The organism is Streptococcus sp. 27098_8_103 (assembly GCF_041432345.1).
Classification (GTDB): domain Bacteria; phylum Bacillota; class Bacilli; order Lactobacillales; family Streptococcaceae; genus Streptococcus; species Streptococcus mitis_BV.
The window spans coordinates 1-25,897 of record NZ_JAPVZK010000022.1; the positions used below are offsets into that span (position 1 = coordinate 1).

Annotated in this window: 23 protein-coding genes; 4 read left to right on the forward strand and 19 right to left on the reverse strand. The window is 42.0% G+C overall.

The window, feature by feature from the left end; genetic code table 11:
• Nucleotides 1-1,298: YSIRK-type signal peptide-containing protein (locus O3599_RS07200; RefSeq protein ID WP_371512420.1), on the reverse strand; the 1,298-nt coding region annotated here is incomplete at its 3' end.
• 217 nt (nt 1,299-1,515) lie between these two features.
• Between O3599_RS07200 and O3599_RS07205 the strand changes: the two genes are divergently transcribed.
• A complete protein-coding gene (locus tag O3599_RS07205; RefSeq protein WP_371512422.1) occupies nt 1,516-3,000 on the forward strand; it encodes a M protein trans-acting positive regulator PRD domain-containing protein in 1,485 nt (494 codons plus the stop codon).
• Nucleotides 3,001-3,053: 53 nt separating this feature from the next.
• Here the strand turns inward: O3599_RS07205 and yaaA are convergent, their stop codons facing one another.
• The 4 genes from yaaA to O3599_RS07225 form a co-directional block, all read right to left on the reverse strand.
• Nucleotides 3,054-3,782, reverse strand: coding sequence for a peroxide stress protein YaaA (yaaA, locus tag O3599_RS07210; RefSeq protein WP_371512424.1), 729 nt, complete (start codon nt 3,780-3,782; stop codon nt 3,054-3,056).
• A gap of 187 nt (nt 3,783-3,969) precedes the next feature.
• Nucleotides 3,970-5,565 carry a hypothetical protein gene (locus O3599_RS07215; protein WP_371512426.1) on the reverse strand — a complete coding sequence of 532 codons (1,596 nt, stop codon included), beginning with the start codon at nt 5,563-5,565 and terminating at the stop codon, nt 3,970-3,972.
• A gap of 11 nt (nt 5,566-5,576) precedes the next feature.
• Entirely contained in the window at nt 5,577-5,987 is a 411-nt protein-coding gene (locus O3599_RS07220) for a peptide deformylase (protein WP_225742094.1), read from the reverse strand.
• 114 nt (nt 5,988-6,101) lie between these two features.
• A complete protein-coding gene (locus tag O3599_RS07225; protein ID WP_247939559.1) occupies nt 6,102-8,798 on the reverse strand; it encodes a cation-translocating P-type ATPase in 2,697 nt (898 codons plus the stop codon).
• A gap of 307 nt (nt 8,799-9,105) precedes the next feature.
• Here O3599_RS07225 and mntE point away from each other — a divergent pair, with 307 nt between their 5' ends.
• Nucleotides 9,106-10,290, forward strand: a complete 1,185-nt coding sequence (gene mntE / locus O3599_RS07230; protein WP_371512429.1) for a CDF family manganese efflux transporter MntE — start codon at nt 9,106-9,108, stop codon at nt 10,288-10,290.
• Nucleotides 10,291-10,327: 37 nt separating this feature from the next.
• Here mntE and O3599_RS07235 read toward each other — a convergent pair whose 3' ends face one another.
• The 8 genes from O3599_RS07235 to cdaA all read right to left on the reverse strand — a co-directional run bounded on the left by O3599_RS07235 (nt 10,328) and on the right by cdaA (nt 18,726).
• Nucleotides 10,328-12,199 carry an ABC-F family ATP-binding cassette domain-containing protein gene (locus O3599_RS07235; RefSeq protein WP_371512431.1) on the reverse strand — a complete coding sequence of 624 codons (1,872 nt, stop codon included), beginning with the start codon at nt 12,197-12,199 and terminating at the stop codon, nt 10,328-10,330.
• Entirely contained in the window at nt 12,196-13,395 is a 1,200-nt protein-coding gene (locus O3599_RS07240; protein ID WP_371512432.1) for a CCA tRNA nucleotidyltransferase, read from the reverse strand. Before O3599_RS07240 ends, O3599_RS07235 begins: the two co-directional genes overlap by 4 nt.
• Nucleotides 13,392-14,159, reverse strand: a complete 768-nt coding sequence (gene dapB / locus O3599_RS07245) for a 4-hydroxy-tetrahydrodipicolinate reductase (RefSeq protein ID WP_247939562.1) — start codon at nt 14,157-14,159, stop codon at nt 13,392-13,394. The genes O3599_RS07240 and dapB overlap by 4 nt, the downstream gene beginning before the upstream one ends.
• Before the next feature lie 267 nt (nt 14,160-14,426).
• On the reverse strand, nt 14,427-15,275 hold the full coding sequence (locus O3599_RS07250) for a DegV family protein (protein WP_247939563.1): 849 nt from the start codon (nt 15,273-15,275) through the stop codon (nt 14,427-14,429).
• A 1-nt stretch (nt 15,276) separates the two neighbouring features.
• Nucleotides 15,277-15,651: a DUF1149 family protein gene (locus O3599_RS07255; protein WP_001050088.1), complete on the reverse strand. Its 375-nt coding sequence runs from the start codon at nt 15,649-15,651 to the stop codon at nt 15,277-15,279.
• 73 nt (nt 15,652-15,724) lie between these two features.
• On the reverse strand, nt 15,725-17,077 hold the full coding sequence (gene glmM / locus O3599_RS07260) for a phosphoglucosamine mutase (protein WP_247939564.1): 1,353 nt from the start codon (nt 17,075-17,077) through the stop codon (nt 15,725-15,727).
• Between the two features lie 25 nt (nt 17,078-17,102).
• A complete protein-coding gene (locus tag O3599_RS07265) occupies nt 17,103-17,882 on the reverse strand; it encodes a YbbR-like domain-containing protein (protein WP_371512435.1) in 780 nt (259 codons plus the stop codon).
• On the reverse strand, nt 17,869-18,726 hold the full coding sequence (gene cdaA, locus O3599_RS07270) for a diadenylate cyclase CdaA (RefSeq protein ID WP_024057224.1): 858 nt from the start codon (nt 18,724-18,726) through the stop codon (nt 17,869-17,871). Before cdaA ends, O3599_RS07265 begins: the two co-directional genes overlap by 14 nt.
• 243 nt (nt 18,727-18,969) lie before the next feature.
• Between cdaA and O3599_RS07275 the strand changes: the two genes are divergently transcribed.
• Nucleotides 18,970-19,938 carry an NAD(P)/FAD-dependent oxidoreductase gene (locus O3599_RS07275; RefSeq protein ID WP_261017820.1) on the forward strand — a complete coding sequence of 323 codons (969 nt, stop codon included), beginning with the start codon at nt 18,970-18,972 and terminating at the stop codon, nt 19,936-19,938.
• Nucleotides 19,939-20,103: 165 nt separating this feature from the next.
• Entirely contained in the window at nt 20,104-20,193 is a 90-nt protein-coding gene (locus tag O3599_RS07280) for a type I addiction module toxin, Fst family (RefSeq protein WP_142358332.1), read from the forward strand.
• Between the two features lie 633 nt (nt 20,194-20,826).
• Here O3599_RS07280 and whiA read toward each other — a convergent pair.
• The 6 genes from whiA to clpX are packed head-to-tail and all read right to left on the reverse strand — an operon-like array spanning nt 20,827 to nt 25,870.
• Nucleotides 20,827-21,738, reverse strand: a complete 912-nt coding sequence (whiA, locus tag O3599_RS07285; RefSeq protein ID WP_371512437.1) for a DNA-binding protein WhiA — start codon at nt 21,736-21,738, stop codon at nt 20,827-20,829.
• Nucleotides 21,735-22,712, reverse strand: a complete 978-nt coding sequence (locus tag O3599_RS07290) for a YvcK family protein (RefSeq protein ID WP_371512439.1) — start codon at nt 22,710-22,712, stop codon at nt 21,735-21,737. The genes whiA and O3599_RS07290 overlap by 4 nt, the downstream gene beginning before the upstream one ends.
• Complete coding sequence (gene rapZ, locus O3599_RS07295; RefSeq protein ID WP_371512441.1) at nt 22,709-23,599, reverse strand: RNase adapter RapZ; 891 nt, start codon at nt 23,597-23,599, stop codon at nt 22,709-22,711. The genes O3599_RS07290 and rapZ overlap by 4 nt, the downstream gene beginning before the upstream one ends.
• 51 nt (nt 23,600-23,650) lie before the next feature.
• Nucleotides 23,651-24,031, reverse strand: coding sequence for a RidA family protein (locus tag O3599_RS07300; RefSeq protein ID WP_261041849.1), 381 nt, complete (start codon nt 24,029-24,031; stop codon nt 23,651-23,653).
• 10 nt (nt 24,032-24,041) lie between these two features.
• Nucleotides 24,042-24,629, reverse strand: coding sequence for a ribosome biogenesis GTP-binding protein YihA/YsxC (gene yihA / locus O3599_RS07305; protein ID WP_261101099.1), 588 nt, complete (start codon nt 24,627-24,629; stop codon nt 24,042-24,044).
• Between the two features lie 8 nt (nt 24,630-24,637).
• Complete coding sequence (gene clpX, locus O3599_RS07310; RefSeq protein WP_025169664.1) at nt 24,638-25,870, reverse strand: ATP-dependent Clp protease ATP-binding subunit ClpX; 1,233 nt, start codon at nt 25,868-25,870, stop codon at nt 24,638-24,640.
• Between the last annotated feature and the right edge of the window lie 27 nt (nt 25,871-25,897).

Below are 25,897 nucleotides of genomic sequence, written 5' to 3' on the forward strand. Positions count from 1 at the left end.
TTTTGATTTTCTTTTTCAATAACTACATTAGAATCTTTTCCAACAGCGTCTAAATCATTATCATCGTTTGGATCAATGGTTTTTGTTTCCGCATTATATCCTCGAATAGATTGATTATCACTAATTTTCCAACCAACTGGTGCTTTAGGAATTTCAGTAACATCTGCTCTTGTTGTATCATTAAAATCGTTTTTATATTGTCGACGAATAGCAGCTTCTTGATTCTCTACTACTTCACCATTTGCATTGATATAATGTCCATTTTTATCGACTAGATTGATGTAACCTAAGTCTTTATACCAAACATTGATTTCTGTTTCAGGAGTAAAATTCGGATTAACTGTTAACTCATCCACACTCTTGGCATCTGCATAATGACCTGGATTGACTGGAGTCATAACTTTCTTGAAAGTATAATCCAAATCTCCGATAGAACGTTTCCGGCGACGTGAACGGGATTGTGCTGCATGAGCTTCAATAGCACTCTTTAATTGCAAGCGGGCTTCTTGATCTAAGGGAATATTCCATCCGCCTTCTTTATTGGCCTTAGCATCTTCTACTCGGAGTCCTTTAACAGGTTTTAAGGCGTTTTTATCTTCTTCTACCGACTCTTTTTCTACCTTAGAACTTTGTTCAGTTACTTTTGATTCAGCATTTTTCGTTTCAGTAGATTCAATTTTACTAACTACTTCAGCTTTATCAACAATTTTAGTCGTAGTTGTCCCTCTATACTCCAAAGCAATAACTGCAGCTTGAAGATCAGACTCTGCTTGAGATAATTCTGACTCTGTCACATCTGCTTTATTTAATAATCCTTTAGCAGATTGGATATTAGTTTGAAGACGTTTTACAGTATCTTCAGTGTATAACTTAAGCTCCAATTTTTCTGCACGCGAAAGAGCTGTTAACAATTTTGATTTATCAACAACATTTTGATGAGAAACTGCTTCTTTTTCTACTTTTGCTTCTTCAACTTTTTCTGCTGGGGCTTTAGCATCTTCAGATTTAGCTGGAGTTACCTCTACTGGATTAGCAGCCGTTGGAGCTGCGTAGGTCGTTTCTTTCTTAACTGTAGAAACTTCTGCTGGTTTAGTAGTTTCTTCTACCTTATCAACAGAAACACTATTAGTTGCCTCAGGATGTTGTTCCTCTGCTTGTACTGATTGCGTATTGGTAGCAGTTCCCAAGACTAAGGCTGTCCCGAGCAAGACACTAGCCGCACCAAAGTGATACTTACGAATAGAGTATCGTTGTTGCATGCTATACCAGTCAAATGATTTCTTATGTGAATGTTTCATTTTGAACTCCTAAATAGTATTTTATAATTCTAACTCTACAACTATTTAATATATAAATCAATATTTTCTGAGCAATTAATATATTCTATTTTTGCACCTAAGGGCCACTTATATTATTCTAATTTTTCTGATTACTAGCGACAATTTTCTTGCTCTAATTTTTTTGTACTTTTTAGACAAAAAAATGATATAATAAATTAAGGAGGAAATTACCTATATGCGCAACCTTTTATCCACAAAAGATCAAAGACAATTACGCTTAATGGAAATCTTAATTCAGAATCGTAATTGGTTAAGATTACATACACTTGCCGAACAATTAGGATGTACAGAACGAATCCTAAAAAGTGATTTAAATGAATTACGTGCTGCTTTTCCAACTATTGATATCCAATCTTCTGTTAACGGAATCATGATAGATTTAGAAGTTAACACTAGTGTAGAAGATATTTATCAATATTTTCTTGCTAATTCTCAATCTTTTCAATTACTAGAGTATATGTTCTTCAATGAGGGGCTACCTATTTATCGAACAATAGAAAATCTTCACTCTAGTAATGCTAACCTCTATCGATTGGGCAGAAATATTACAAAGGTTCTTTCATCTCAGTTTAAAATTGAATTATCTTTTACTCCATCCGAGATACGTGGAAATGAGATCGATATTCGTTACTTTTTTGCCCAATACTTCTCTGAGCGCTATTATTTCCTAGACTGGCCTTTCCCTGACCTTCCTGAAGAGGAGCTAACAGAATTTGCTGACTTCTTCTATAAGATCACGAATTATCCGATGCGATTTTCAATTTATAGAATGTACAAACTGATGATAGCTATCAGTATTTACCGCATCAAAAATGGTCATTTCATCGACTTACCAAATCATTTCTATGATGAATACTACCCTATTTTGGAGAGTATTCCAAACTTTGAGGAGATACTTGTCCATTTCTCTGAGAAATTGGGGCTGGAACTCACTCCAGACATTATTGCACAAATTTTTATTTCCTTTATTCAAAGTAACATTTTCTTAGATCCTCAAGAATTCTTCAACTCTTTAGAAGAGAATAGTGAAGCAAGATACTCTTACCAATTACTTAGTCAAATATTAGAACGCCTATCAAAACAATATAAGATTACCTTTACTAACCACGATGAGCTGATTTGGCATTTACACAACACTGCTTTCTTTGAAAGACAGGAAATCTTTTCTACTCCAATCTTATTTGAACAAAAAGCATTGACGATTAAAAAATTTGAAGTTTACTTCCCAGACTTTATGGAAAGTGCACGTCAAGAACTGGCTCAGTATCGTCAGGCAATTGGACAGCATGACCATCCTGAACAGTTGGAACACCTGATGTATACCATCTTAACCCATGCTGAAAACCTCTCTACTCAGTTGTTAGAAAATCGACCACCTATCAAGGTATTGCTTATCAGTAACTTTGACCATGCTATATCCCTTACCTTTGTTGATATGCTTTCCTATTACTGTAATAACCGCTTTACCTTCGATACTTGGGATGAATTGAAAACAAGTCCTGAGATTTTAAATCAGACAGATTACGATATCATCGTGTCTAATTTCTATATTCCAGGAATTACCAAGAAGTTTATTTGTCGAAATCATCTGTCAATCATGGATTTGGTTAATCATCTTAACTGTTTATCAAATGAGATTCATATATCCAATACTTTATAAACTAAAAAACTCAGCACAACTTTCCATGCTGGGTTTTCTTCTTTTATCCTTATTTATACTTCCTTTACAAAAATCAATTCCTGTGGTTGGGACAGGTCTTCTCGGTAGGCAAATCCTGCAAAGTTTAAGCGACGAGCTTCCTCCACTGTTTGAACTTGATTTTCAATCAGGGCTGTCAGGAAGGTACCACGCGCTTTCTTAGAAATAGTTGAATGAATCTTCAACTGACCACCTCTATCCTCCATGAATTTGAAGGTCACCATTTTTTCTCTGATTTCCTTAGAAAACACAGTCTCAAACTCGGACGACAAGAGAGAGAAAATCACTTCTTCCTTCTTCAGAACTTCATCATAGGCTGTCTTCCAATGGCTCTTCAAAGTCTTACCAGCGACTTTTAATTTCATCAAAAAGTCCAAACGGTGAGGGGCTATGGGTGACAAGGCTGGTACGACTCCGTACAAAGCCGAAGTAATAAAGACATGATTTTCAAGATAGGCCTGTTCTGCATCGTTCAGTTTGTCTCGCTTGATGTGGCGGTACATCAGCCCATCAAAAAGTTTCAAGGCTGGATAGTATTGAGCAGTTTGCCTTTTCAAAGCTTGGATATTTTGAAATTCTTCCGCCGCCTTTTCAGCTGATACCTTGTAAAAACTCTCCAATTGACTAGCAGAATAGAGGGCCAAGACATCAAGCACGGCCTGACTTTCTGGTCTTAAAGGAGCGGCTTCAATACTCGGCAAGTCTGTGTTCATTTCTTTTGCTGTTGGGATTAAAATTTTCATATTGATAGTGTAGCATATTTTTTTGCCACTACCAAGAAATTCATCTGAAAAGAGACTGGGAAAAGTCTTAAACCTCAGAAAAAAACGCATAATATCAGGTGTTGAAAAATCTTGATACTATGCGTTTTATTGTTGAATAATTTACTTCATTTTTTCCTGAAATTGAGTTTTTGCCCAGCCTCTTCCCTTACTGCACTTTAAAGGTCTTGAGATAGTTGTCTTTTCCTACTTGACCTTCGAAGGTTTTACCATTTTCGAGGTAAGGGAGGTCATCTGATACTGAGGCCTTAACCTTGTAAATCTTGCCATCAACTTTAAAGAAGTAGACGGTGTCTCCCTTGATAACAGCTGATTTGAGATCTGCTACCACACCCTTGATACTTTCTGTGGTTTCATTATCAATTTCAAGATCGTTTTTATTGGCGTACTTGCTGAGTAGCTCTTCCACTGTCGTAGCTACGATAACATTTTGGTACTCGACTGCGTCTACCAGAGCGTACTCTTTGACCAAACCAGCATTGTCCTTCAAGCCCATGATGTAGAGAGGCTTGTCATTGAGGTTGATGAGGATTGGGAAGGTCGCCTTGTAGGATTTCTCCTGAACAGCACCTTCTGCTGATTCACGGGCTGATTCTTCTGTCGCAGAAGCCAAGCTATACTTAGTGATTTCTCCTGTTCGCATATTTTCAAGAATGAAACCAAGATTACTTTCATCCGCATTAGCCGACGTCACACCTGTGTAGAGGTAGATGTCATTCCCGATAGACAAGTAATTATAGCCCTTGGTAGTCTGGGTCACGTTTTTCTTGGAAATCATAGCATTCCAGAAACCGTCCTTGTACTTGCCGTTATAGTTGATTTGCTCGATGGTTTCCTCAGCTGGATAAACACGGTCCACCCATTCTGGAACATCTGCCAAGCTGTATTCCTTGGTTTCTCCATTTGTGGCATCCAAGATAATGACTGAAACAGGACGGGGAACCGCAAGCCCAAATTTCTTTTGGTAAACCGTTGCTACATAGAAAGGATTTCCCTCATCGTCCACCTCAAAAGATGGAGTCTTGAAGATTCTAGTTGGGTACTTCAAGCGCAGGTGGCGTTTGACATCACGGTTAAAATACTCCGAGTCAGAATACTTGATTGGTGTCTTCAAGTCCACCAAATTCGCATTTCCAGTTACCATGTCCACCTTGATATACTCACCGATTCCCTTGGCCTGATTATTAAACCACTTGATAGGGTCTGCATATTCTAACGGTGTAACCCGATAAGGTTTCCCATCAATCGTCAGTTGGGTATAGGTGTCTGCCGCCACGTATTGCGACACCTTATCCGTTAGGGAACCCAAGTAACGGTCACCAATTTTTTCAGCGGTACTTCTATCTAAGATAGGAACCTTACTGGTGTCAGTCTTAGGAAATTCAGTAAAGTCTTTTTCCGTAACTGTGACTACATTAGCATAATTTTTAGCCTGAAAAATACTGGAGGTCACCAAGGAAACTAAACCAGCCAAGAGAAGAATTCCCCCAATAGAAGCAAAAAGAATTTTCCCTAACCGATTGATTTTGAAACCCTCAAAATTTAAAGCAGCTTCCGCCTTTCCGTGGCGCACATAAACCGTTTTGACAAGGTTTATCCCCTTGCCAAAGCCAAATAAAATAGCCACAAGCAGCAAATGCCCACAGAGGAAAAAGAGAAATTCCCAGCTGGTCAGGTTAAGGGGAGGTAAAAAGATATACCAGGTCGTTGCGATAAAAATAAGTTCAAAGACTATCCGTTTCATTTGCTTTCCTCCTAAATGATTCGTCCTTCCAAGTGATCCAGTTCATGCTGGCAAATCTGTGCTGGAAAGCCTGTCAAGGTCATGGTCTGTTCCTGCCACTTGCTGTCACGATAGGCAACCCTTATGGTTTCATAACGCTTAGTAGGTCTCACACCCGTCAAGGACAAACAGCCTTCTTCTGTCTCATAAAATCCTTCAGAGGACAGGAGCACTGGGTTAAACATGACCACAGGAACCAAGCCAAGATTAAAGATAATCACGCGCTTCTGCACCCCAATCATATTGGCAGCCAGACCAACACAGGTCTCACGATTCGCTAAAAGCGTATCCTGTAAATCTCTGGCAAGATAAAGGTCTTCCTGACTTGCCGGCTGAGACACCTGAGATAAAAACAAAATATCCTTTACAATTTTCTTTTCCACTTCCTCACACTCCTCTTACTTTTTACTATATTATAGCAATTATAGCACAAAAGACGGCAACTGCAAGCCCTTTCCCTCAACTGTAACAAAAAGCCATCCGAAGATGACTTTTTTTTAAATCGCATTCTTATCAAAACCAAGTTTACGTTGAACAAACTTAACAATTTCGACAATGATAATCATTGAGAAGCTTCCAACCATAACAATTCCCCATTGAGACAAGTCTAGTTTGGTTACGTGGAAGATTCCTTCAAGCGGTTCTACGACGATTGTTGCCATGAGAAGGATGAAGGATACCAAGATGGACCAGTTGAAGGTCTTAGACTTGAATGGGCCAACTGTCAAGATGGATTGGTAAACAGACTTGACATTATAGGCATGGAAGAGCTGAATCAAACCAAGGGTTGCAAAGGCCATAGTAAGAGCATCTGCATGAATGGCATGATTGTCACCCACATGAACTGGGTAAGCAAGGGCAAGGCCATAAACACTCATAACAAGGGCAGCTTGGAGTACTCCTTGATAAATTATGGAGCTGAAAACACCACCTGAGAAGAAGCTTGCCTTACGTCCACGTGGTTTATGGGTCATAACACCTGGCTCCGCAGGTTCAACACCAAGAGCGATAGCTGGGAAGGTATCTGTTACCAAGTTAATCCACAAGAGATGAACTGGCTGTAAGACATCCCAACCAAACAAGGTTGATAGGAAGATAGTCAATACTTCAGCAGTATTGGCAGAAAGTAGGTACTGAATAGTCTTTTGAATGTTTGAGAAGACCTTACGTCCTTCTTCCACTGCGACGATAATAGTCGCAAAGTTATCATCTGCAAGAATCATGTCAGAAGCTCCCTTAGAAACCTCTGTACCAGTGATTCCCATACCGATACCGATATCCGCTGTTTTCAGAGCTGGCGCATCATTGACACCGTCACCTGTCATGGCAACGACCTTACCTTGTTTTTGCCAAGCCTTAACGATACGAACCTTGTGTTCTGGAGACACGCGGGCGTAAACAGAGTATTGACCAACGACTTTTTCAAAGTCTTCATCTGACAGTTCGTTGAGCTCAGCACCAGTTAAAACGTGGCCTTCTGTATCATTTGCATCGATGATTCCCAAACGTTTGGCAATAGCTTCTGCAGTATCTTGATGGTCACCCGTAATCATGATTGGACGGATTCCAGCTTCCTTAGCCACACGAACAGCCTCAGCAGCTTCCGGACGTTCAGGATCAATCATTCCAATCAAACCAGTAAAGATTAAATCATTTTCAAGCTCTTCAGAAGTGAGGTTTTCTGGAATACTCTCAATAATCTTATAAGCACCTGCAAGGACACGCAAGGCTTGGTGGGCCATTTCAGAGTTGTTTGTATGGATGAGGTTTGTAACCTTTTCGTCAATCGGAGCAATATCCCCAGCCTTGTCACGAAGAACACAACGTTTTAAGAGTTGGTCTGGCGCACCCTTGACTGCTACAAGGAAACGACCATCTGGCAATGGGTGAACCGTTGACATGAGCTTACGGTCAGAGTCAAATGGCAACTCAGCCACACGAGGATATTTCTCTAAAAATCCTTTGACATCGTAGCCCTTGTCCAAGGCATATTGGATAAAGGCTGTTTCAGTAGGGTCACCAATCAGGTTGCCTTCCACATCGATTTTCGTATCATTGGCCAAGACAACTGAACGAAGTAGGGGCATTTCAAGACCTAGTTCAATGTCATCAGCTGAGTCATGTAGGACTGCATCGTAGAAGACTTTTTCAACTGTCATCTTGTTCATAGTCAGCGTACCAGTCTTATCAGAAGCGATGATTTCAGTTGAACCGAGGGTTTCTACAGCTGGCAACTTACGAACAATAGAATTTCGTTTGGCCAAAACTTGAGTACCAAGGGCAAGAACGATGGTCACGATAGCAGGAAGTCCTTCTGGGATAGCTGCAACAGCAAGCGCAACAGAGGTCATCAACTCACCAAGTGGATTTTTCCCTTGAATGAAGACACCCACTACAAAAGTAACAAGGGCAATGACCAAGATAGCATAGGTCAAGACCTTAGAAAGGTTGTTCAAGTTTTGTTTGAGGGGTGTATCCGTCTCATCCGCATCTTGAAGCATACCTGCTATATGACCAACTTCCGTGTACATACCTGTATTGACAACAACACCAAGACCACGACCATAGGTTACATTTGAGTTTTGGAAGGCCATATTGACACGGTCACCAATACCAGCATCTGTAGCAAGTTCAACTGTCAAGTCTTTTTCGACTGGCACAGACTCACCTGTAAGAGCTGCTTCTTCAATTTTAAGAGAGTTGGCTTCAAGCAAACGTAGGTCTGCAGGTACTACATCACCAGCTTCGAGAGCGACGATATCACCTGGTACCAATTCTTTAGAATCAATCTCAGCCATGTGCCCATCACGAAGAACGCGGGCAGCTGGACTAGACATGGATTTGAGGGCTTCGATAGCTTCTTCTGCTTTCCCTTCTTGGTAAACACCAAAGGCAGCGTTGATGATAACCACAGCTAGGATGATAATGGCATCTGCGATATCTTCCCCACCAGAAGTCACGACTGACAAGATTGCTGCCGCAACTAGGATGATAATCATCAAATCCTTAAATTGCTCGATGAATTTGACCAGGATTGATCGTTTCTCGCCTTCTTCGAGTTCATTGTGGCCAAATTCTGCAAGGCGCTTTTCCGCCTCACTTGATGACAAACCTTGCTCGGTCGCATCCACAGCCTTCAAGACCTCTTCAGGACTCTGAGTGTAAAACGCTTGGCGTTTTTGTTCTTTTGACATGTGTCTCCTCCTTGACATTGTGTGCAAAACAGACTCTCTTTTCCCTCATCGCATCTTTTCACGACAAACAAAAAGAGACCTGTTAATCATAACAAGTCTCGCTATTTAAGATAGTGCCGGAAAGCATACTTTTCAGTATAAAATTCGGAATGACGACACTATCACAGGTTTCTGCCAGCTACTCCCTTGAGTAGTACTATTATACCAAATTTTGAAAAGTTTTCAAAGAGTAAAAACTGCCTTATTTGAATTTTCCCTTGAAAACCAGTATAATGGTAGAATGCTATATGACTAGAAAGGAAGTTGAATGAAGCAATCTATCTCAAATCTCAAGTTAGCTGAGCGTGGGGCCATTATCAGTATTTCGACCTATTTGATCTTGTCTGCAGCCAAATTAGCAACTGGGCACCTCCTCCATTCATCCAGTTTGGTAGCCGATGGTTTTAACAACGTGTCGGACATCATTGGAAATGTGGCCCTCTTGATTGGAATCCGGATGGCACGCCAGCCTGCTGACCGAGACCACCGTTTTGGCCACTGGAAGATTGAAGATTTGGCTAGCTTGGTCACTTCTATTATCATGTTCTATGTTGGCTTTGATGTACTAAGGGATACCATTCAAAAGATTCTCAGTCGTGAAGAAACAGTCATTGACCCTCTGGGTGCAACTCTAGGAATCATTTCTGCAGCGATTATGTTTCTAGTTTATCTCTACAATACTGGCCTCAGTAAGAAATCCAACTCCAAGGCACTGAAGGCTGCCGCCAAGGACAATCTTTCTGATGCTGTCACCTCACTTGGTACTACCATTGCAATCCTGGCTAGCAGTTTCAATTATCCCATTGTGGATAAACTGGTTGCCATTATCATCACTTTCTTTATCTTGAAAACTGCCTATGATATCTTCATCGAGTCTTCCTTTAGCCTTTCGGATGGCTTTGATGACCGTCTGCTCGAGGACTACCAAAAGGCTATCATGGAAATTCCCAAAATCAGCAAGGTTAAGTCGCAAAGAGGTCGTACCTACGGTAGCAATATCTACCTTGATATTACGCTAGAAATGAATCCTGACTTGTCGGTTTATGAAAGCCACGAGATTGCGGATCAGGTCGAGTCTATGCTGGAAGAACGTTTTGGCGTCTTTGATACCGATGTCCATATCGAGCCAGCACCTATCCCTGAGGATGAGATTTTAGACAATGTCTACAAAAAATTGCTTATGCGTGAACAATTGATTGATCAGGGAAATCAACTGGAAGAACTCTTGGCTGATGATTTTGTCTATATTCGCCAAGACGGAGAGCAGATGGATAAAGAGGCTTATAAGACCGAAAAAGAGTTAAATGCATCTATCAAGGATATTCAAATCACTTCCATCAGTCAGAAGACCAAACTCATCTGCTATGAGTTAGATGGTATCGTCCATACCAGTATCTGGCGACGCCACGAAACTTGGCAAAATATCTTTCATCAGGAAACCAAAAAAGAATAGAGAAATCCTGTCCATGAGACGGGATTTTTCCATTCTTCTAGCTATCAAACTCACTTAGATACTCATAGCGTTCGTATTTTTCAAGGAGTGCCTCGTTTTTCTCATCCAGTTCTTTTTGGAGAGTAGCCAGTTTGCCAAAGTCAGAGCCGTTGGCCTGCATTTCCTCTTCAATAGCAGCGATACGATTTTCCAAGGCTTCAATATCGCCTTCAATGCTTGCCCATTCCTGCTTTTCTTGGTAGGTCATGCGTTTCTTGTCTTCGCGGACCTTGACCACCTTTTCCTTCTCGGCTTTTTGCACTTGATTGGCCATCTCTGTTTCAAAGGCTTTTTCATCAAGATAGTCGGTGTAATGACCAAAGAAAGGACGAATCTTGCCATCTTCAAAAGCGAGAATCTTGGTCGCTACCTTATCCAAGAAATAGCGGTCATGGCTAACTGTCAAGACAGGACCAGCAAAACCTTGCAAGAAATTCTCCAAAACTGTCAAGGTCGCAATATCTAGGTCATTTGTCGGTTCGTCCAAGAGAAGAACATTTGGTTTTTCAAGGAGCAACTTGAGAAGATAAAGACGTTTTTTCTCTCCCCCAGACAATTTCTCAATCAAGGTTCCATGCGTCGAACGTGGGAAAAGAAACTGTTCCAGTAATTCTGCAATCGAAGTCGTAGAACCACCGCTGGTCTTGACCTCTTCTGCCACTTCCTGCAAGTAATTGATCACTCGCTTGCTTTCATCCAAACCCTCAATTTGCTGAGAGAAATAGGCGATGCGAACAGTTTCCCCAATCACAACTTGTCCTTCAGTTGGCTCAAGACTTCCTGCAATCAGATTGAGCAGAGTTGATTTCCCAACACCGTTATCCCCAACGATTCCGATACGATCTTTGGCCTGCACCAAGAGATTAAAATCTTGCAAAATAGGCTTGTTTTCATAGGCAAAGGAAACATCCTGAAACTCGATAACTTTCTTCCCAATTCGACTGGTTTCAAAGTTCATTGTCAAGTCTGTCTCAGCGGTACTGCCTAAAACTTCCTTTTTCAAGTCATGGAAACGATTGATACGAGCCTGCTGCTTGGTCGCACGCGCCTGCGGTTGTCGACGCATCCAGGCCAGTTCTTGCTTATAAAGTTGTTCCTTTTTGTGGAGAAGTGCTGCATCTCTCTCGTCCTGTTCCGCCTTAAGGCGAACATAGTCCTGATAATTCCCCTGATACTCGGTCAAGCCTGCTCGGTCCAACTCGAAAATCCGTGTTGACAAAGCGTCCAAGAAATAACGATCATGGGTGATAAAAAGTACAGTTTTCTTAGAATTTTTTAAAAAGAGGGTCAGCCACTCAATGGTCGCAATGTCCAGATGGTTGGTTGGCTCATCCAGAAGCAAGAGGTCGTGGTTGCCAAGTAAGACTTGCGCCAACTGGACGCGTCTTCTCAAACCACCTGACAATTCCCCAACGGGAGTAGATAAGTCCTGGATACCCAGCTTGCTAAGAACCGTCTTGACCTGACTCTCAATTTCCCAAGCTTGAAGAGAATCCATCTCTGCCATGACGCGTTCCAAACGCGCCTGTTTGTCCTCACTGTAGTTGAGCATGATCAATTCATACTCACGAATAAGCTGAATTTCCTTGAGGTCACTAGATAGAACCGTATCTAAAACCGTCTTACTATCATCAAAATCAGGGTCTTGGGTCAAGTAACCAATCTGGTAATCATTCTTAGCTGAAAAGGGACTGACATCCCCATCAAAGCCAGAAACACCAGAAAGGACATCTAAAAGGGTAGTCTTGCCCGTTCCATTAACACCGATTAAACCAATTCTATCCAAATCATGGATGATAAAGGAAATATCCTTAAAAACGGTCTTGTCACCGACGGATTTACTTAGTTTTTCAACGATAAAATCACTCATTTTTTCTCCCTCAGATAAGCATGGATGGCTTGACGGTCATTTTCCAATTCTCCATCGACAATGGCAAACTCAATCTCTGTTAAAATCTCTCCCAAGTCAGGACCTGGTTGATAGCCATATTCCTTGATCAAAATACCACCGTTGATTTGGATTTCTTTCTTATCATGAATTGTCAAACTCTGGTAGGTTTCTGTGATGACTTGTCGGTTGACTGGTTTTCCTTGAGCCTGACGAAGATTTTCAGCCTGTAAAAGTAAATCCAAGTCAAAGCGGTAACAATCGCGCTTGCTCAATTCTCCCTTTTCACGCAGAGCCAAAATAGTCAGCAAATCCTGTACCTGCTTGGCAAACTGACGTGAGGTCTTCCAAGCTTTCAAAAATGGCTGCGCATTTTCAATCTCCAAAGCCCACAGTAGAGCCGCCCAGGCTTGCTCTGAAGATTCAAAGGTGAAATCAGTCTCCAAACCAAACAGTCTATTGAGCTTGTCCTGGCTAGCTGCCATATCAGGGAGATAATCATAAGCTTGACTCTCAATCATGGAAGCCAAGCCCCTTCTCCAAAATGGAGCCAGCAAGAGTTTATCAAACTCGACAAAGGTACGCTCCACAGAAATTTTCTCCAAGAGTGGCGTCAAGGTCTTCATTGCTTTAAATGTTTCTTGCTCAAGTTCAAAGCCAAGACTGGCCTGAAAACGGAAACCACGCATAATCCGCAGAGCATCTTCGTTAAAACGCTCACTAGCCACTCCAACTGCTCGTAAGACTTGCTTTTCCAAATCTTCTAAACCATGGAACAAGTCAATGATTTCCCCTGTCTCGTCCAAGGCAAAGGCATTGACTGTAAAATCACGGCGCTTGAGGTCTTCTTCTAGCGAGCGCACAAAGGAAACCGCACTGGGTCTGCGATAGTCCACATAGACATCTTCTGTCCGAAAGGTGGTTACCTCATACTCCTCATCGCCATCTAAAACCAAGACCGTTCCATGCTCGATTCCGATATCGGCTGTTCGCGGAAAAATCTGCTTGGTTTCTTCTGGATAGGAAGATGTCGCAATATCCACATCGTGGATGGGACGATTGAGGAGGGCGTCTCGAACAGAACCCCCAACAAAATAGGCTTCAAATCCTGCTTCTTTAATTTTTTCTAATACTGGTAAAGCCTTCTGAAATTCAGAAGGCATTTGCGTTAATCTCATAATAAGTGTTCTAATCCATAGACAAGCTCATGACGCTTGACAACTTCTTTAATTCCCAAATTGACCCCTGTCATGAAGGAGCTGCGATCATAGGAGTCATGACGGAGGGTCAATCCTTCTCCCTGATTGCCAAAGATGACTTCCTGATGGGCTACCAAGCCTGGCAAACGAACTGAATGAATACGCATGCCATCAAAGTCAGCACCACGGGCACCTGCAATCAATTCTTCCTCATCAGGCGCACCTTGCTGAATGGACTCTCGAACTTCCGCCATCAACTCAGCTGTTTTAATAGCTGTTCCACTCGGGGCATCCTTTTTCTTGTCATGATGGAGCTCGATAATCTCCACATTTGGGAAATATTTAGCAGCCTGCTTCGCAAATTGCATAAGCAAGACAGCACCCAAGGCAAAGTTAGGGGCAATCAAACCACCCAAATCTTGGGCGCGAGAAAATGCTTTTAGCTCTGCAATTTCTTCACTAGTAAAGCCTGTCGTTCCAACTACTGGAGCAAATCCATTTTCAAGAGCAAAGCGTGTATTTTCGTAGGCAACAGCTGGAGTAGTAAAATCTACCCAGACATCCGCTTCAAAGCCTGCTAAATCAGCCTTATCCTTGAAAACAGGAATACCCTGCCATTCTGATTCAGACTCAAAGGGATCCAAAACTGCTACCAAGTCCAAGTCTGGATCAGCCAAGACCATCTGACAAGCAGCTTGGCCCATCTTTCCCTTAAAACCAGCAATAATTACTCGAATACTCATCTCTACTCCTGTCTAAGATACAAAGGACGTTGGCTGCCCATGAAAAATAGGGAATGGCACTGACTTTCGACGAAAGGCCAGACAGGCATCTTTTTTCATGAGGCAGGTAGTCCGTGTTCAATTGCTAAGATACAAAGCCTGTAGGAACACAAAGTGAAAATAGGAGTTTTGATCAAGAAGTGTCTACTCCTTGGAAAAACTATCTTTTTCACACAGGGTTCCAGGCGTGTTCAACTGCTAACTTCTTAACTAGTCTAAAAGTGCCAACTAAATTACTGGAATATAACCCAGAGCAATGCTTCCTGATCCTAGGTGAGTTCCAATGACACTACCAAATGTAGCAAGTGAAACATCCGAACCCAAGCCAGAATCAAGCAAGTGCTGACGCAATTCCTCAGCCTTTTCAGGAGCATTTCCGTGAATGACAATGACCCGGTATTGACCTGAAGCCGTTGTTTCCTTGATAATTTCAATTAAGCGCTTGGTTGCTTTCTTTTCAGTACGAACTTTTTCGTAAACTTCAATCACACCTTGATCGTTAAAATAAAGGATTGGCTTAATGCTTAGCAGATTACCCAAAATGGCAGCCCCATTTGAAAGGCGCCCACCTTTTACCAAATGATCCAAATCATCTACCATGATAAAAGCTGACGTACGGCTAATTTGAATGGCTAGCTTATCCTGAATGCTGGCAAAATCATCGCCCTGGTCACGCCAGTTAAAGACACTTTCAACCATGATACCCAGCGGAGCGCTTGTAATCAAAGTGTCTGGAAAAGCAATGGTTAAGCCCTCATATTCATCTATCATATACTGGATATTTTGGTAAAAACCTGAAATTCCAGAAGATAGGAAAAGCCCCAAAGCATGGGTATAACCTTGTTCTTTGAGCGAAGTTAAGATTTCATCTAACTTGGCAATACTTGGTTGACTAGTCTTAGGCAATTCAGAAGCCTGAGCCATTTTTTGGTAAAATTCCTCAGCAGTCAGATTGATGCCTTCGACATACTCCTCACCATCAATATTGACAGGAATATCCAAGACAAATAAATCTTCTCTTTGCAAGGTCTCTGCACTGAGATAGGCAGAAGAATCTGTGATAACAGCTAGTTTCATATTAGAACTCCAAATTGATTCCTGGTAAGTCTAATGCAATTTCAGTTACTTCGTAAGTCAAACGGTTGAGCATGTTCAAACTTGGGCGAGCCAAAGTTTCCACTTCTTCTTGGCTCAATTCACTTGGTTCATTGACAATACGGCCATCGATGTGATTTACCTGTGAAATGGTTCCACTGATGACAAACTTATCAAATACAATCATAAAGGTCAAGATGACAATCAAGGAAGTCACTTGATTTTCTTGATCATGTTGGAGCAATTGGAAGTTCACATCCACCTTAGTTTCAGGAGCTCCATTTTCATTTTCCCATTCAAAATTACGCGCATCAAAATGATACTGACTAACAAATTCTTGTTCACGTTTAAGATTCATGTCTTTCTCCCTTGGCTACAATATTATAAGCTATTGTACCATAATTTTTTATTTTCATCTAGTTTTCTAGGATTTAGTCAATCCCGATTTCAGCTCGAACTACGTCTGCGATGGTATCAACATAGTAGTCTACTTCTTCTGTTGTAGGCGCTTCTGCCATAACACGCAAAAGGGGCTCTGTTCCACTTGGGCGAACAAGAATACGACCATTCCCTGCCATTTCTTCTTCCATCTTCTCGATGATTGCCTTGATAGCTGGCACTTCCATAGCCTTTTCCTTCATGGCATTTTCCACTCGGATATTAACTAATTTTTGTGGATAGATGGTTACTTCTGCTGCCAACTCTGACAAGCTCTTACCAGTTTCCCTCATGATTTTTGTTAATTGAACAGCAGATAATTGGCCATCACCTGTTGTATTGTAATCCATCAAGATCACGTGACCAGACTGTTCACCACCAAGGTTGTAGCCTGATTTTCTCATTTCTTCAACAACGTAGCGGTCACCAACTGCAGTGACTGCCTTGTTAATGCCTTCACGGTCCAAGGCCTTGTGGAAACCAAGGTTAGACATAACGGTTGTCACGATTGTATTTTGCGCCAATTGTCCTTTTTCAGAAAGGTATTTTCCGATGATGTACATAATCTTGTCACCATCGACGATATCGCCATTCTCATCGACAGCAATCAAACGGTCACTGTCTCCGTCAAAAGCCAAACCGATAGCTGAGTCACTTTCTTTGACCACTTCTTGAAGTGTTTCTGGGTGGGTTGAACCAACATTAAGGTTGATGTTAAGACCATCTGGTGTTTCCCCAATAACAGTTAATTGAGCACCAAGATCTGCAAAGATTTGACGTGCACTTGTAGAAGCTGCACCATTGGCCGTATCCAAGGCAACCTTCATTCCTTCAAGAGGAGTTCCAGTTGAAACAAGATATCCTTCATACTTACGCAAGCCTTCTGGATAATCTACCAAGGTTCCCAAGCCTTCAGCACTTGGACGAGGAAGAGTGTCTTCCGCAGCATCTAGCAAGGCTTCAATTTCTGCTTCTTTTTCATCATCTAGTTTGAAACCATCACCACCAAAGAACTTAATCCCATTATCAAGGGCTGGGTTGTGGCTAGCAGAAATCATGACACCGGCACTTGCTCCTTCAGTTTTTACCAAGTAAGCTACTGCTGGTGTTGCCAGAACACCTAGTTTGTATACGTGAATACCAACTGAAAGAAGACCAGCTACCAAGGCTGATTCTAGCATTTCTCCTGAAATACGTGTGTCACGTCCTACAAAAACTTTCGGTGCTTCCGTTTCATGTTGGCTAAGAACATAGCCTCCAAAACGTCCTAGCTTAAAGGCCAATTCTGGCGTTAATTCTACGTTAGCTTCTCCACGGACTCCATCAGTCCCAAAATATTTACCCATTTTTATAAAATCCTTTTCCTATTTTTTAATTCGTTTTTGAACTAGTTGCTTTCGTTGACGAAGATGTCTCCGACGAACTACTTGTAGTTGAATTTGATGTGCTTGAACTTGGTGCTACTGGTTTTGTAGTCACCTTCATTGTTGTGTCGAACGGAGTAATAACTGCCGGTAAGACAACACCATTACGGTCGATTGCCTGCAAAGGTACTGAACCACTGTAGTTACCTGTTATGCGTTCGCTGGTTGGTAAAAGCGCAATAATCCGATCGATTTTAGCTAGTGTTTCTTGGTCAGTTGTGACAGAAACTCGTTCGTTTGACACAGTTACACTATCAATTTGTAGCTTGGGATCAATCTGGCTTTGGTCAACTTGTGGCACAACAATCATCCCATCTCGTTTAACCTTCTTCCCAACTTTCACTGTAATCTTTTGAGGCGTTGCCACAGCAGTCAATCCACTTGGAAGATTTTCAATATTCAAGGGAACTTCAATTGTTCCAATACTGGCATCCGTCAAATCAGCAGTTACCTTAAACTTACGAGTGCTCTCCTGCATTTCGCTGGCCAAGGTCACACGATTAGCTCCGGTTAATACCACTGAAACTTCTGATGCAAATCCGCTAATGAAATACTGTTCATTATCATAATGGATATCGATAGGAACGTTCGTTATCGTATTGGTGTAGGTTTCTGATTTGACCTGCCTTGCGGTATTGCTATTTTGAAAGTTGGTTGACGTTGCATAGATAAATAAGACACAAGCAAAAAAAAGAGATGAGATGATATATAGACTATTTTTTCTCATATTTCCAACCTCCTAGCAAACGGTCCTTGAAACTGACTTTTTCCTCAACAGCTGGCAAAAGAATTGCTCGTAGCTCTGCTTCAAATTCTTCAATCGTCAAATCATGCTTGAAAACCCCATTGTAGGTAATAGAAATGCCACCTGTTTCCTCTGAGACGATAAAGGTCAAGGCATCGGACACTTCTGATAAACCGATAGCCGCCCGGTGTCTGGTCCCAAATTCCTTGGAAATCCCTGTGCTTTCTGTCAAGGGCAGATAGGCAGAGGTTACTGCTATTCGATTTTCTCTGATAATCACAGCACCATCGTGTAGAGGAGTGTTGGGAATAAAAATATTGATGAGGAGTTCTGCCGAAATTTTGGCATCCAAGGGAATTCCTGTCGCGATGTATTCTTGTAAGGTCCGAACTCGTTGAATGGCAACCAGAGCACCAATCTTACGGGGACTCATATATTCAACCGACTTGACAAAGGCACGAATCATTTGCTCCTCTGCACTAATTTGAGCAGTAGAAAAGAAGTCTGTCGCCCTTCCCAAGCGTTCCAAACCAGTCCGAATCTCTGGAGAGAAGATAACAACCGCAGCAATAACCCCATAGGTGATAATTTGATTAATCAACCAAGAAATCGTTGTTAAACCAAGGATGTTGGCCACAACCTGGGCTAATACGAAGATCACGACCCCCCGCACCAAAATCATAATCTTGGTGCCAGCTATCGCTTTTGTAAAACGATATAAAATATAGGCCACAATCAAAATATCAAACACATTGATGGCAATACTCCAAGGACTAGAAAACAAGCTAGTCCAATATTGCAGGTTGGATAATTGTTGAAAGTTCATCTGCTGTCTCCTCTCTGTCCAAACACGTTCCTTTCTATTATACCATTTTTCTGGCATTTTTTTCCCTATCCTACTTCATTTTAAATTAAAGAAAAAATATGATAAAATAAACTGATACTCAATGAAAATCAAAGAGCAAACTAGGAAGCTAGCCGCAGGCTGTACTTGAGTACGGTAAGGCGACGCTGACGTGGTTTGAAGAGATTTTCGAAGAGTATGACTAGAAAAAACAAAGGAGAAACCATGTCTCAACTCTATGATATTACCATTGTAGGTGGTGGTCCTGTCGGGCTTTTTGCGGCCTTCTATGCCCACCTACGCCAAGCCAAGGTCCAAATCATCGACTCTCTTCCCCAACTAGGTGGACAACCTGCTATTCTCTACCCTGAAAAGGAAATCCTAGACGTACCAGGTTTCCCAAACCTAACTGGAGAAGAGTTGACCAACCGCTTGATTGAACAGTTAAACGGCTTTGATACCCCTATTCATCTCAATGAAACGGTTCTTGAGATTGAAAAACAAGAAGAAGGCTTTGTAATTACAACTTCTAAAGGAAGTCACCTGTCTAAAACTGTTATCATCGCTATGGGGGGCGGTGCCTTCAAACCACGTCCTCTGGAACTAGAAGGCGTTGAAGACTATGAAAATATCCACTACCACGTTTCCAACATCCAGCAATATGCTGGTAAGAAAGTGACGATTCTTGGTGGAGGAGACTCGGCTGTGGATTGGGCTTTGGCTTTTGAAAAAATCACACCAACTACCCTTGTTCACCGCAGAGATAATTTCCGCGCCTTGGAACACAGTGTCCAAGCTTTGCAGGAATCTTCTGTGATCATCAAGACACCATTCGTCCCTAGCCAACTCCTTGGAGATGGAAAAACACTCGATAAACTTGAAATCACAAAAGTCAAATCTGATGAAACAGAAACTATTGACCTAGACCACCTCTTTGTCAACTATGGTTTCAAATCTTCTGTTGGTAACCTTAAAAACTGGGGTCTGGACCTCAACCGTCACAAGATTATCGTCAACAGCAAGCAAGAATCTAGCCAAGCAGGTATCTATGCTATCGGTGACTGTTGCTACTATGACGGAAAAATTGACTTGATTGCGACAGGGCTTGGAGAGGCACCAACCGCTGTTAACAATGCCATCAACTACATTGACCCAGAACAAAAGGTACAACCAAAACACTCAACCAGTTTATAAAAAAGAACCACGAGTCACATAGGATTCGTGGTTTTATATTTCTTCGGCTAACTTGTTAGATCATATCTTTCCCTTCTTCTAGCACAAATAAAAATGCCTATCAAACTGATAAATCATGTGATATAATAGAAACGGCACATCTGCCTTAGAAGGGAGGTGGAGCCTATGGTAGATTACATCTTCACAAATATTATTCTACCCTTGGTGATCGGTATCGTCCTGATAGTCATCGAAAAATGGCTAAACAAGAAATAGCGACCAACCCACCTTTCTAGCGTAGACTAGAAAAAGCCCTTGCTTTTGTGGTTATCAGCAGGGGCTTTTTTGTAGTTATGGTAGACTACATCTTCACTTCTCCACTATTATCTCACATCCATCTTCAGTTGTCAAAAGAAATCTCTGACATGCTGAATTATAAATGCGCTGTAATATTTACGGCACTTCTACACCGCCTACGAAAGAAGGTGAGATAGCCCATGATGGAATTAATACTCAAAACTATCATCGGACCAATTGTGGCCAGTGTCGTTCTTTGCTTAGTCAATATAGTAGATTGAAATAAGATGTGAATAAATCGATTAGGAAAGTCAAATTACTTTCTATAAATATTTTGGCAGCCATGACAAACTAATGTAGATTCAATCTACTATAAATGGCTAAACAAGTACAAATAGTGTCAAAAAAGACCCCAAGCTTAATGTGGAAGTTAGCTCGGGGTCTTTTCTTAGTCCATGATATAGAACTAGTACTCAATTCCTCTTTATTATCTCACATACTCTATTCAATTGTCAAGAAACAGATTGATATTTTGTAAGTTAACAATATCAGGACATTAGAAAAATAGAATCAACTAATCGCACTGATAATTCAAGGGGGTGCTTTATATCGTTATAATTCATCGGCTAATTTATTTATCTTTCTGAGTCTGTGGTTGACACCACTTTTGGTCAGAGGGTTGCTGAGGCTATCTGCTAACTGCTGGATTGAGTAGTCTGGATGCTGAATCCGCAGCTGCGCCACCTCCTGCAAATCCACTGGCAAATTTTCTAATCCCATGATATCTTTGATTTTACTGATATTGTTGATAGTCTTCATGCTAGCAGAAACTGTCCGAGCGATATTAGCCGTTTCAGCATTATTAGCCCGATTGAGATCGTTACGGGTTTCTCGCAAAATCTTAACCCGCTCAAAATCATCACGCGCCTGCATGGCTCCGATGACAATCAAGAAATCCATAATATCTTCGGCTCGCTGGAGATAGGTCACAGCTCCCTTCTTGCGCTCAAGAACCTTAGCGTCCAGTAAAAACTGCTGGAGAAGAGAGGCAAGCCCTTGCGCGTGATCCAGATAAACAGAACTGATTTCCAACTGATACTTGCCTGACTCAGGGTCACGAATGCTTCCATTTGCCAAGAAAGCACCACAGAGATAGGCACGACCTGCTTCCTCGTCCGATAAAATTGCCTCGTCAATACCTGTTTCCAGACCAAAAAAGGAGTCTGCCAAGTGCAAATCACTCAGCAGGTCCTGCACCTTTTCATCTGTAAAAACAGTATAGACCCGATTCTTGCGGAGATTACTCCGTTGGTGATGGCGAATTTCCGATTTGATTTCGTAAAAATGGAGAAAGGACTCATAGAGGTGACGAGCCAGTTTGGCATTTTCTGTCACAACTGACAAGGTCAAACCCGAAGTCGAGAGACCGATACTACCAGACATCTTGATAATGGCAGATAATTCATGCCGGCTTAGATGGTGCTGACCTAGGATTTCTTCTTTTACTGCTACTGTGAAACTCATTTTCTCACCTTTATAATGCGCATCAATTCGTCCACAATCAAATCCCCATCGTGGAAGGCACCTCCATTTTCCAGACGAAGGAAGTTGGATGAAATCACGCGCGGAACTTGCTTACTAAGCCCAGCAAAATCATGGTCCACCTGCACCAAGTATTCATCAAAGCGATTGGAATTCATGTATTCCTGAGGCACTTTTTCGATATTCACCAAGACAGTATCGATAAAAGGTCGGCCAAGGTGACGATGCAAGACTTCCACGTGGTCACTATCTGTAAAGTGTTCCGTCTCCCCGCGTTGGGTCATGATATTGCAGACATAGGCGATTTCTGCCTTGGTTTCCAAAAGCGCCTGACCAATTTCCTTAATCACAATATTGGGCAAAATCGAGGTAAAGAGGGAACCAGGCCCAAGGACAATCATGTCGCTTTCAAGAATGGTCTGCACTACTCGACGGCTAGCCAGAGACGTATCATGGTTGAGGGTATTTGTTACATAAACATGGTCAATCATGCCTGGATGGTCTGCAATATGGCTCTCTCCAGCCACTTCTGTCCCATCCTGAAAGACTGCGTGCAGGGTCAAAGGATGGTCACTGGAAGGATAAATCTTTCCAGTTGTATGGAAAAATTTGCTCAGCAACTGCATGGCATTATAGGTCGAACCCTGCATTTCTGACAGACCAGCGATAATGAGATTTCCCAATGGATGGCCAGCAAAGGCTCCAGCATCTTCAGAAAAGCGGTACTGAAAGACTTTCTCATAAAACTTAGGCATATCCGACATGGCCACAAGGACATTGCGAAGATCACCTGGCGGTGTCAATTGCTGCATATTTTTTCGGAGTTCACCTGATGAACCACCATCATCCGCCACCGTTACGATAGCAGCGATTTCCACATCTTTTTCACGCAAACTTTTAAGAATGACGGGGATCCCAGTCCCTCCACCAATCACCGTTATCTTTGGTTTTCTCATGAACGGTTTACCGTTTCCTTTCTTCGGTCTTTGTCACGATGCCCTTCATTGACAGGCCAAGTCTTGGATAAGTCCTGCGCCAAGCGTTTAGCAAAGGCCACACTACGGTGTTGACCACCTGTACAACCCATGGCAATGGTCAAAACGGACTTCCCTTCCTTTTGGTAACTTGGCAAAATCGGCTCAATCAAGGCCAACAAATGCTGATAAAAATCTTCTGACTCAGGATGATTCATGACATAGTCATAAACTGGTTCATCCACACCCGTTTGGTTTCTCAGTTCTGGTAGGTAGTAGGGATTTGGCAAGAATCGGACATCAAAGACCAAATCTGCATCAATCGGAATTCCATATTTAAAGCCAAAAGACATGACTTCGATACGGAAAGACTGGGCTTGTTCCTGATCAGAAAACTGCTCTGCAAGGGTTTTGCGCAGCTCACGTGGAGTAAGTTCAGTTGTATCCACCACATTTTGGCTCATATTTTTCAAAGGCGCCAAGAGTTCACGTTCCAACTTGATTCCGTCTAAAATCCGTCCATCTGCAGCTAATGGGTGACTCCGTCTGGTTTCCTTGTAACGAGCGACCAATTCCTTATCAGCTGCATCCAAAAAGAGAATTTTAAAGTCCAGTTCTTCCTTGTTTTCCAACTCATCCAAAACATCTTGAATCTCTGAGAAGAAAGAACGGCTACGCATATCTACTACCAAGGCCAACTTATGGTCGTCTTCTTTTGTTTCCACCAACTGCAAAAACTTAGGCAAGAGAGCTGGAGGCATATTATCAATAGTAAAATAACCCAAATCTTCGAAGGACTGAATGGCAACTGTTTTCCCTGCACCACTCATTCCTGTCACAATCACCAAGTGAAGTTGTTTCTTTGTCATCTTTTTCTCCTTATATCAAAAGAAGTTTGGCAGAACCAAACTTCAACTAGCTTATCCAATCTCTGCGATGACTTCGATTTCGACTTTTACATCACGAGGAAGACGAGCTACCTCCACAGCTGAACGAGCTGGGAATTCCTCTTTAAAGGCCGTTTGGTAAACCTCGTTAAAAGGAACAAAGTCGTTCATATCGCTCAAAAAGCAAGTTGTTTTGACAACATGGTCAAAATCAGTTCCTGCTTCTGCCAAAATAGCACCAATGTTTTTCAAGACTTGTTCTGTCTGTTCTTGGATCGTTGTTCCAACGATTTCCCCAGTTTCAGGAGATAGGGGAACTTGACCGCTAGCAAATAAAAGATTGCCGACGATTTTTCCTTGAACATAAGGCCCGATAGCCTTTGGAGCTTTATCTGTATGAATTGTTTTTGCCATTTTCTTTTCCTCACAATTTTTCTAAGATTGTATCCCAAGCCTCATCCATCCCTGCCTTGCTGACAGATGAAAAGAGAATAAAGTCGTCACTTGGGTCAAAGTTTAATTTCTTTTTGATTGCTGATTCGTGTTTGTTCCATTTACCACGAGGAATCTTGTCCGCCTTAGTCGCCACAATGATGACCGGAATCTCATAATACTTGAGAAATTCGTACATCTGCACATCATCTGCTGACGGGTCATGACGAAGGTCAACTAGACTGACTACCGCACGGAGATTTTCCCGAGTCGTTAGGTACTCCTCAATCATGCGCCCCCACTTTTCACGTTCCTTTTTAGAAACACGGGCATAGCCATAACCAGGCACATCCACAAAGCGCATCTTATCATCGATATTAAAGAAGTTGAGAAGCTGGGTTTTACCAGGTTTACCTGATGTTCGGGCTAGATTCTTGCGGTTCAGCATGGTATTGATAAAGCTAGATTTACCAACATTTGAACGCCCTGCTAGGGCAATCTCTGGCAATTCATCCTGCGGATAGTGGGATTTATTAGCCGCACTGAGCAAGATTTCAGCATTGTGTGTATTAAGTTCCATAGTCACCTCTAGGCTGTTTCTAGGATTGGTTTATCCGTTCCATCGACAGCTTCTTTAGTGATGCGAACCAATTTCACATTTTCCTGACTCGGTACTTCAAACATAACATCTAGCATGGTTTCTTCGATGATGGAGCGAAGACCACGCGCACCAGTTTTGCGTTCGATGGCCTTATTGGCAATCTCTTGAAGGGCTTCGTCGTCAAATTCCAACTCGACATCATCATAAGAAAGCAAGGTTTGGTATTGTTTGACCAAGGCATTTCTTGGTTCTTTCAAGATGCGAACCAAGTCATCCACTGTCAATTGCTCAAGAGCTGCAAAGACAGGCAAGCGTCCAATCAACTCAGGAATGATACCAAATTTTTGAATATCTTCTGCGATGATTTCTTGCATGTATGAGCTATTTTCGTCAATTGCCTTGTTATTTTGACCAAATCCGATGACTTTTTCACCCAGACGTTGTTTAACAATTTCTTCAATACCATCAAAGGCGCCACCCACGATGAAGAGGATATTTTTAGTATCCACCTGAATCATCTCTTGTTGTGGATGCTTGCGTCCACCTTGAGGCGGTACGCTGGCTACAGTCCCCTCGATAATCTTGAGAAGGGCTTGTTGCACCCCTTCACCAGAAACGTCACGTGTGATAGACACGTTCTCACTCTTCTTGGCAATCTTGTCAATTTCATCCACATAGATAATCCCACGTTCTGCACGTTCAATGTTAAAGTCAGCAGCCTGCAAGAGTTTGAGAAGAATATTTTCCACGTCCTCACCCACATAACCAGCCTCGGTAAGAGCTGTCGCATCCGCAATCGCAAAAGGCACATTCAAGCTCTTAGCCAAGGTCTGGGCAAGGAAAGTCTTCCCTGAACCAGTTGGGCCAATCATCAAGATGTTTGACTTCTGCAAATCCACATCTTCTGACTCTTCACGCGTATCGTGGAAATTGATGCGTTTGTAGTGATTGTAAACAGCTACTGCCAAGGCACGTTTGGCACGATCTTGACCGATTACATAGTGGTTCAAGATATGGAGGAGTTCGATTGGTTTTGGTACCTCAGACAAGTCTGCCAAGACTTCCTCGGCCAACTCCTCCCGAATGATTTCCTGGGCCAACTCCACACATTCATTACAGATAAAGGCGTTGTTGCCTGCGATTATTTTTTGTACTTCTTCTTGGCTTTTGCCACAAAATGAGCAATAAACCATCATATCATTATTCCTAGTTGTAGGCATGATTTCCTTCCGTTCTATTCTTTTTAT

Coding starts and splice junctions, on each gene's coding strand:
- O3599_RS07205 (WP_371512422.1), top strand. CDS start 1,516: ATGCGCAACCTTTTATCCACAAAAGATCAAAGACAATTACGCTTAATG.
- yaaA (WP_371512424.1), bottom strand. CDS start 3,782: ATGAAAATTTTAATCCCAACAGCAAAAGAAATGAACACAGACTTGCCG.
- O3599_RS07215 (WP_371512426.1), bottom strand. CDS start 5,565: ATGAAACGGATAGTCTTTGAACTTATTTTTATCGCAACGACCTGGTAT.
- O3599_RS07225 (WP_247939559.1), bottom strand. CDS start 8,798: ATGTCAAAAGAACAAAAACGCCAAGCGTTTTACACTCAGAGTCCTGAA.
- mntE (WP_371512429.1), top strand. CDS start 9,106: ATGAAGCAATCTATCTCAAATCTCAAGTTAGCTGAGCGTGGGGCCATT.
- O3599_RS07235 (WP_371512431.1), bottom strand. CDS start 12,199: ATGAGTGATTTTATCGTTGAAAAACTAAGTAAATCCGTCGGTGACAAG.
- O3599_RS07240 (WP_371512432.1), bottom strand. CDS start 13,395: ATGAGATTAACGCAAATGCCTTCTGAATTTCAGAAGGCTTTACCAGTA.
- dapB (WP_247939562.1), bottom strand. CDS start 14,159: ATGAGTATTCGAGTAATTATTGCTGGTTTTAAGGGAAAGATGGGCCAA.
- O3599_RS07250 (WP_247939563.1), bottom strand. CDS start 15,275: ATGAAACTAGCTGTTATCACAGATTCTTCTGCCTATCTCAGTGCAGAG.
- O3599_RS07255 (WP_001050088.1), bottom strand. CDS start 15,651: ATGAATCTTAAACGTGAACAAGAATTTGTTAGTCAGTATCATTTTGAT.
- glmM (WP_247939564.1), bottom strand. CDS start 17,077: ATGGGTAAATATTTTGGGACTGATGGAGTCCGTGGAGAAGCTAACGTA.
- O3599_RS07265 (WP_371512435.1), bottom strand. CDS start 17,882: ATGAGAAAAAATAGTCTATATATCATCTCATCTCTTTTTTTTGCTTGT.
- cdaA (WP_024057224.1), bottom strand. CDS start 18,726: ATGAACTTTCAACAATTATCCAACCTGCAATATTGGACTAGCTTGTTT.
- O3599_RS07275 (WP_261017820.1), top strand. CDS start 18,970: ATGTCTCAACTCTATGATATTACCATTGTAGGTGGTGGTCCTGTCGGG.
- O3599_RS07280 (WP_142358332.1), top strand. CDS start 20,104: ATGGTAGATTACATCTTCACAAATATTATTCTACCCTTGGTGATCGGT.
- whiA (WP_371512437.1), bottom strand. CDS start 21,738: ATGAGTTTCACAGTAGCAGTAAAAGAAGAAATCCTAGGTCAGCACCAT.
- O3599_RS07290 (WP_371512439.1), bottom strand. CDS start 22,712: ATGAGAAAACCAAAGATAACGGTGATTGGTGGAGGGACTGGGATCCCC.
- rapZ (WP_371512441.1), bottom strand. CDS start 23,599: ATGACAAAGAAACAACTTCACTTGGTGATTGTGACAGGAATGAGTGGT.
- O3599_RS07300 (WP_261041849.1), bottom strand. CDS start 24,031: ATGGCAAAAACAATTCATACAGATAAAGCTCCAAAGGCTATCGGGCCT.
- yihA (WP_261101099.1), bottom strand. CDS start 24,629: ATGGAACTTAATACACACAATGCTGAAATCTTGCTCAGTGCGGCTAAT.
- clpX (WP_025169664.1), bottom strand. CDS start 25,870: ATGCCTACAACTAGGAATAATGATATGATGGTTTATTGCTCATTTTGT.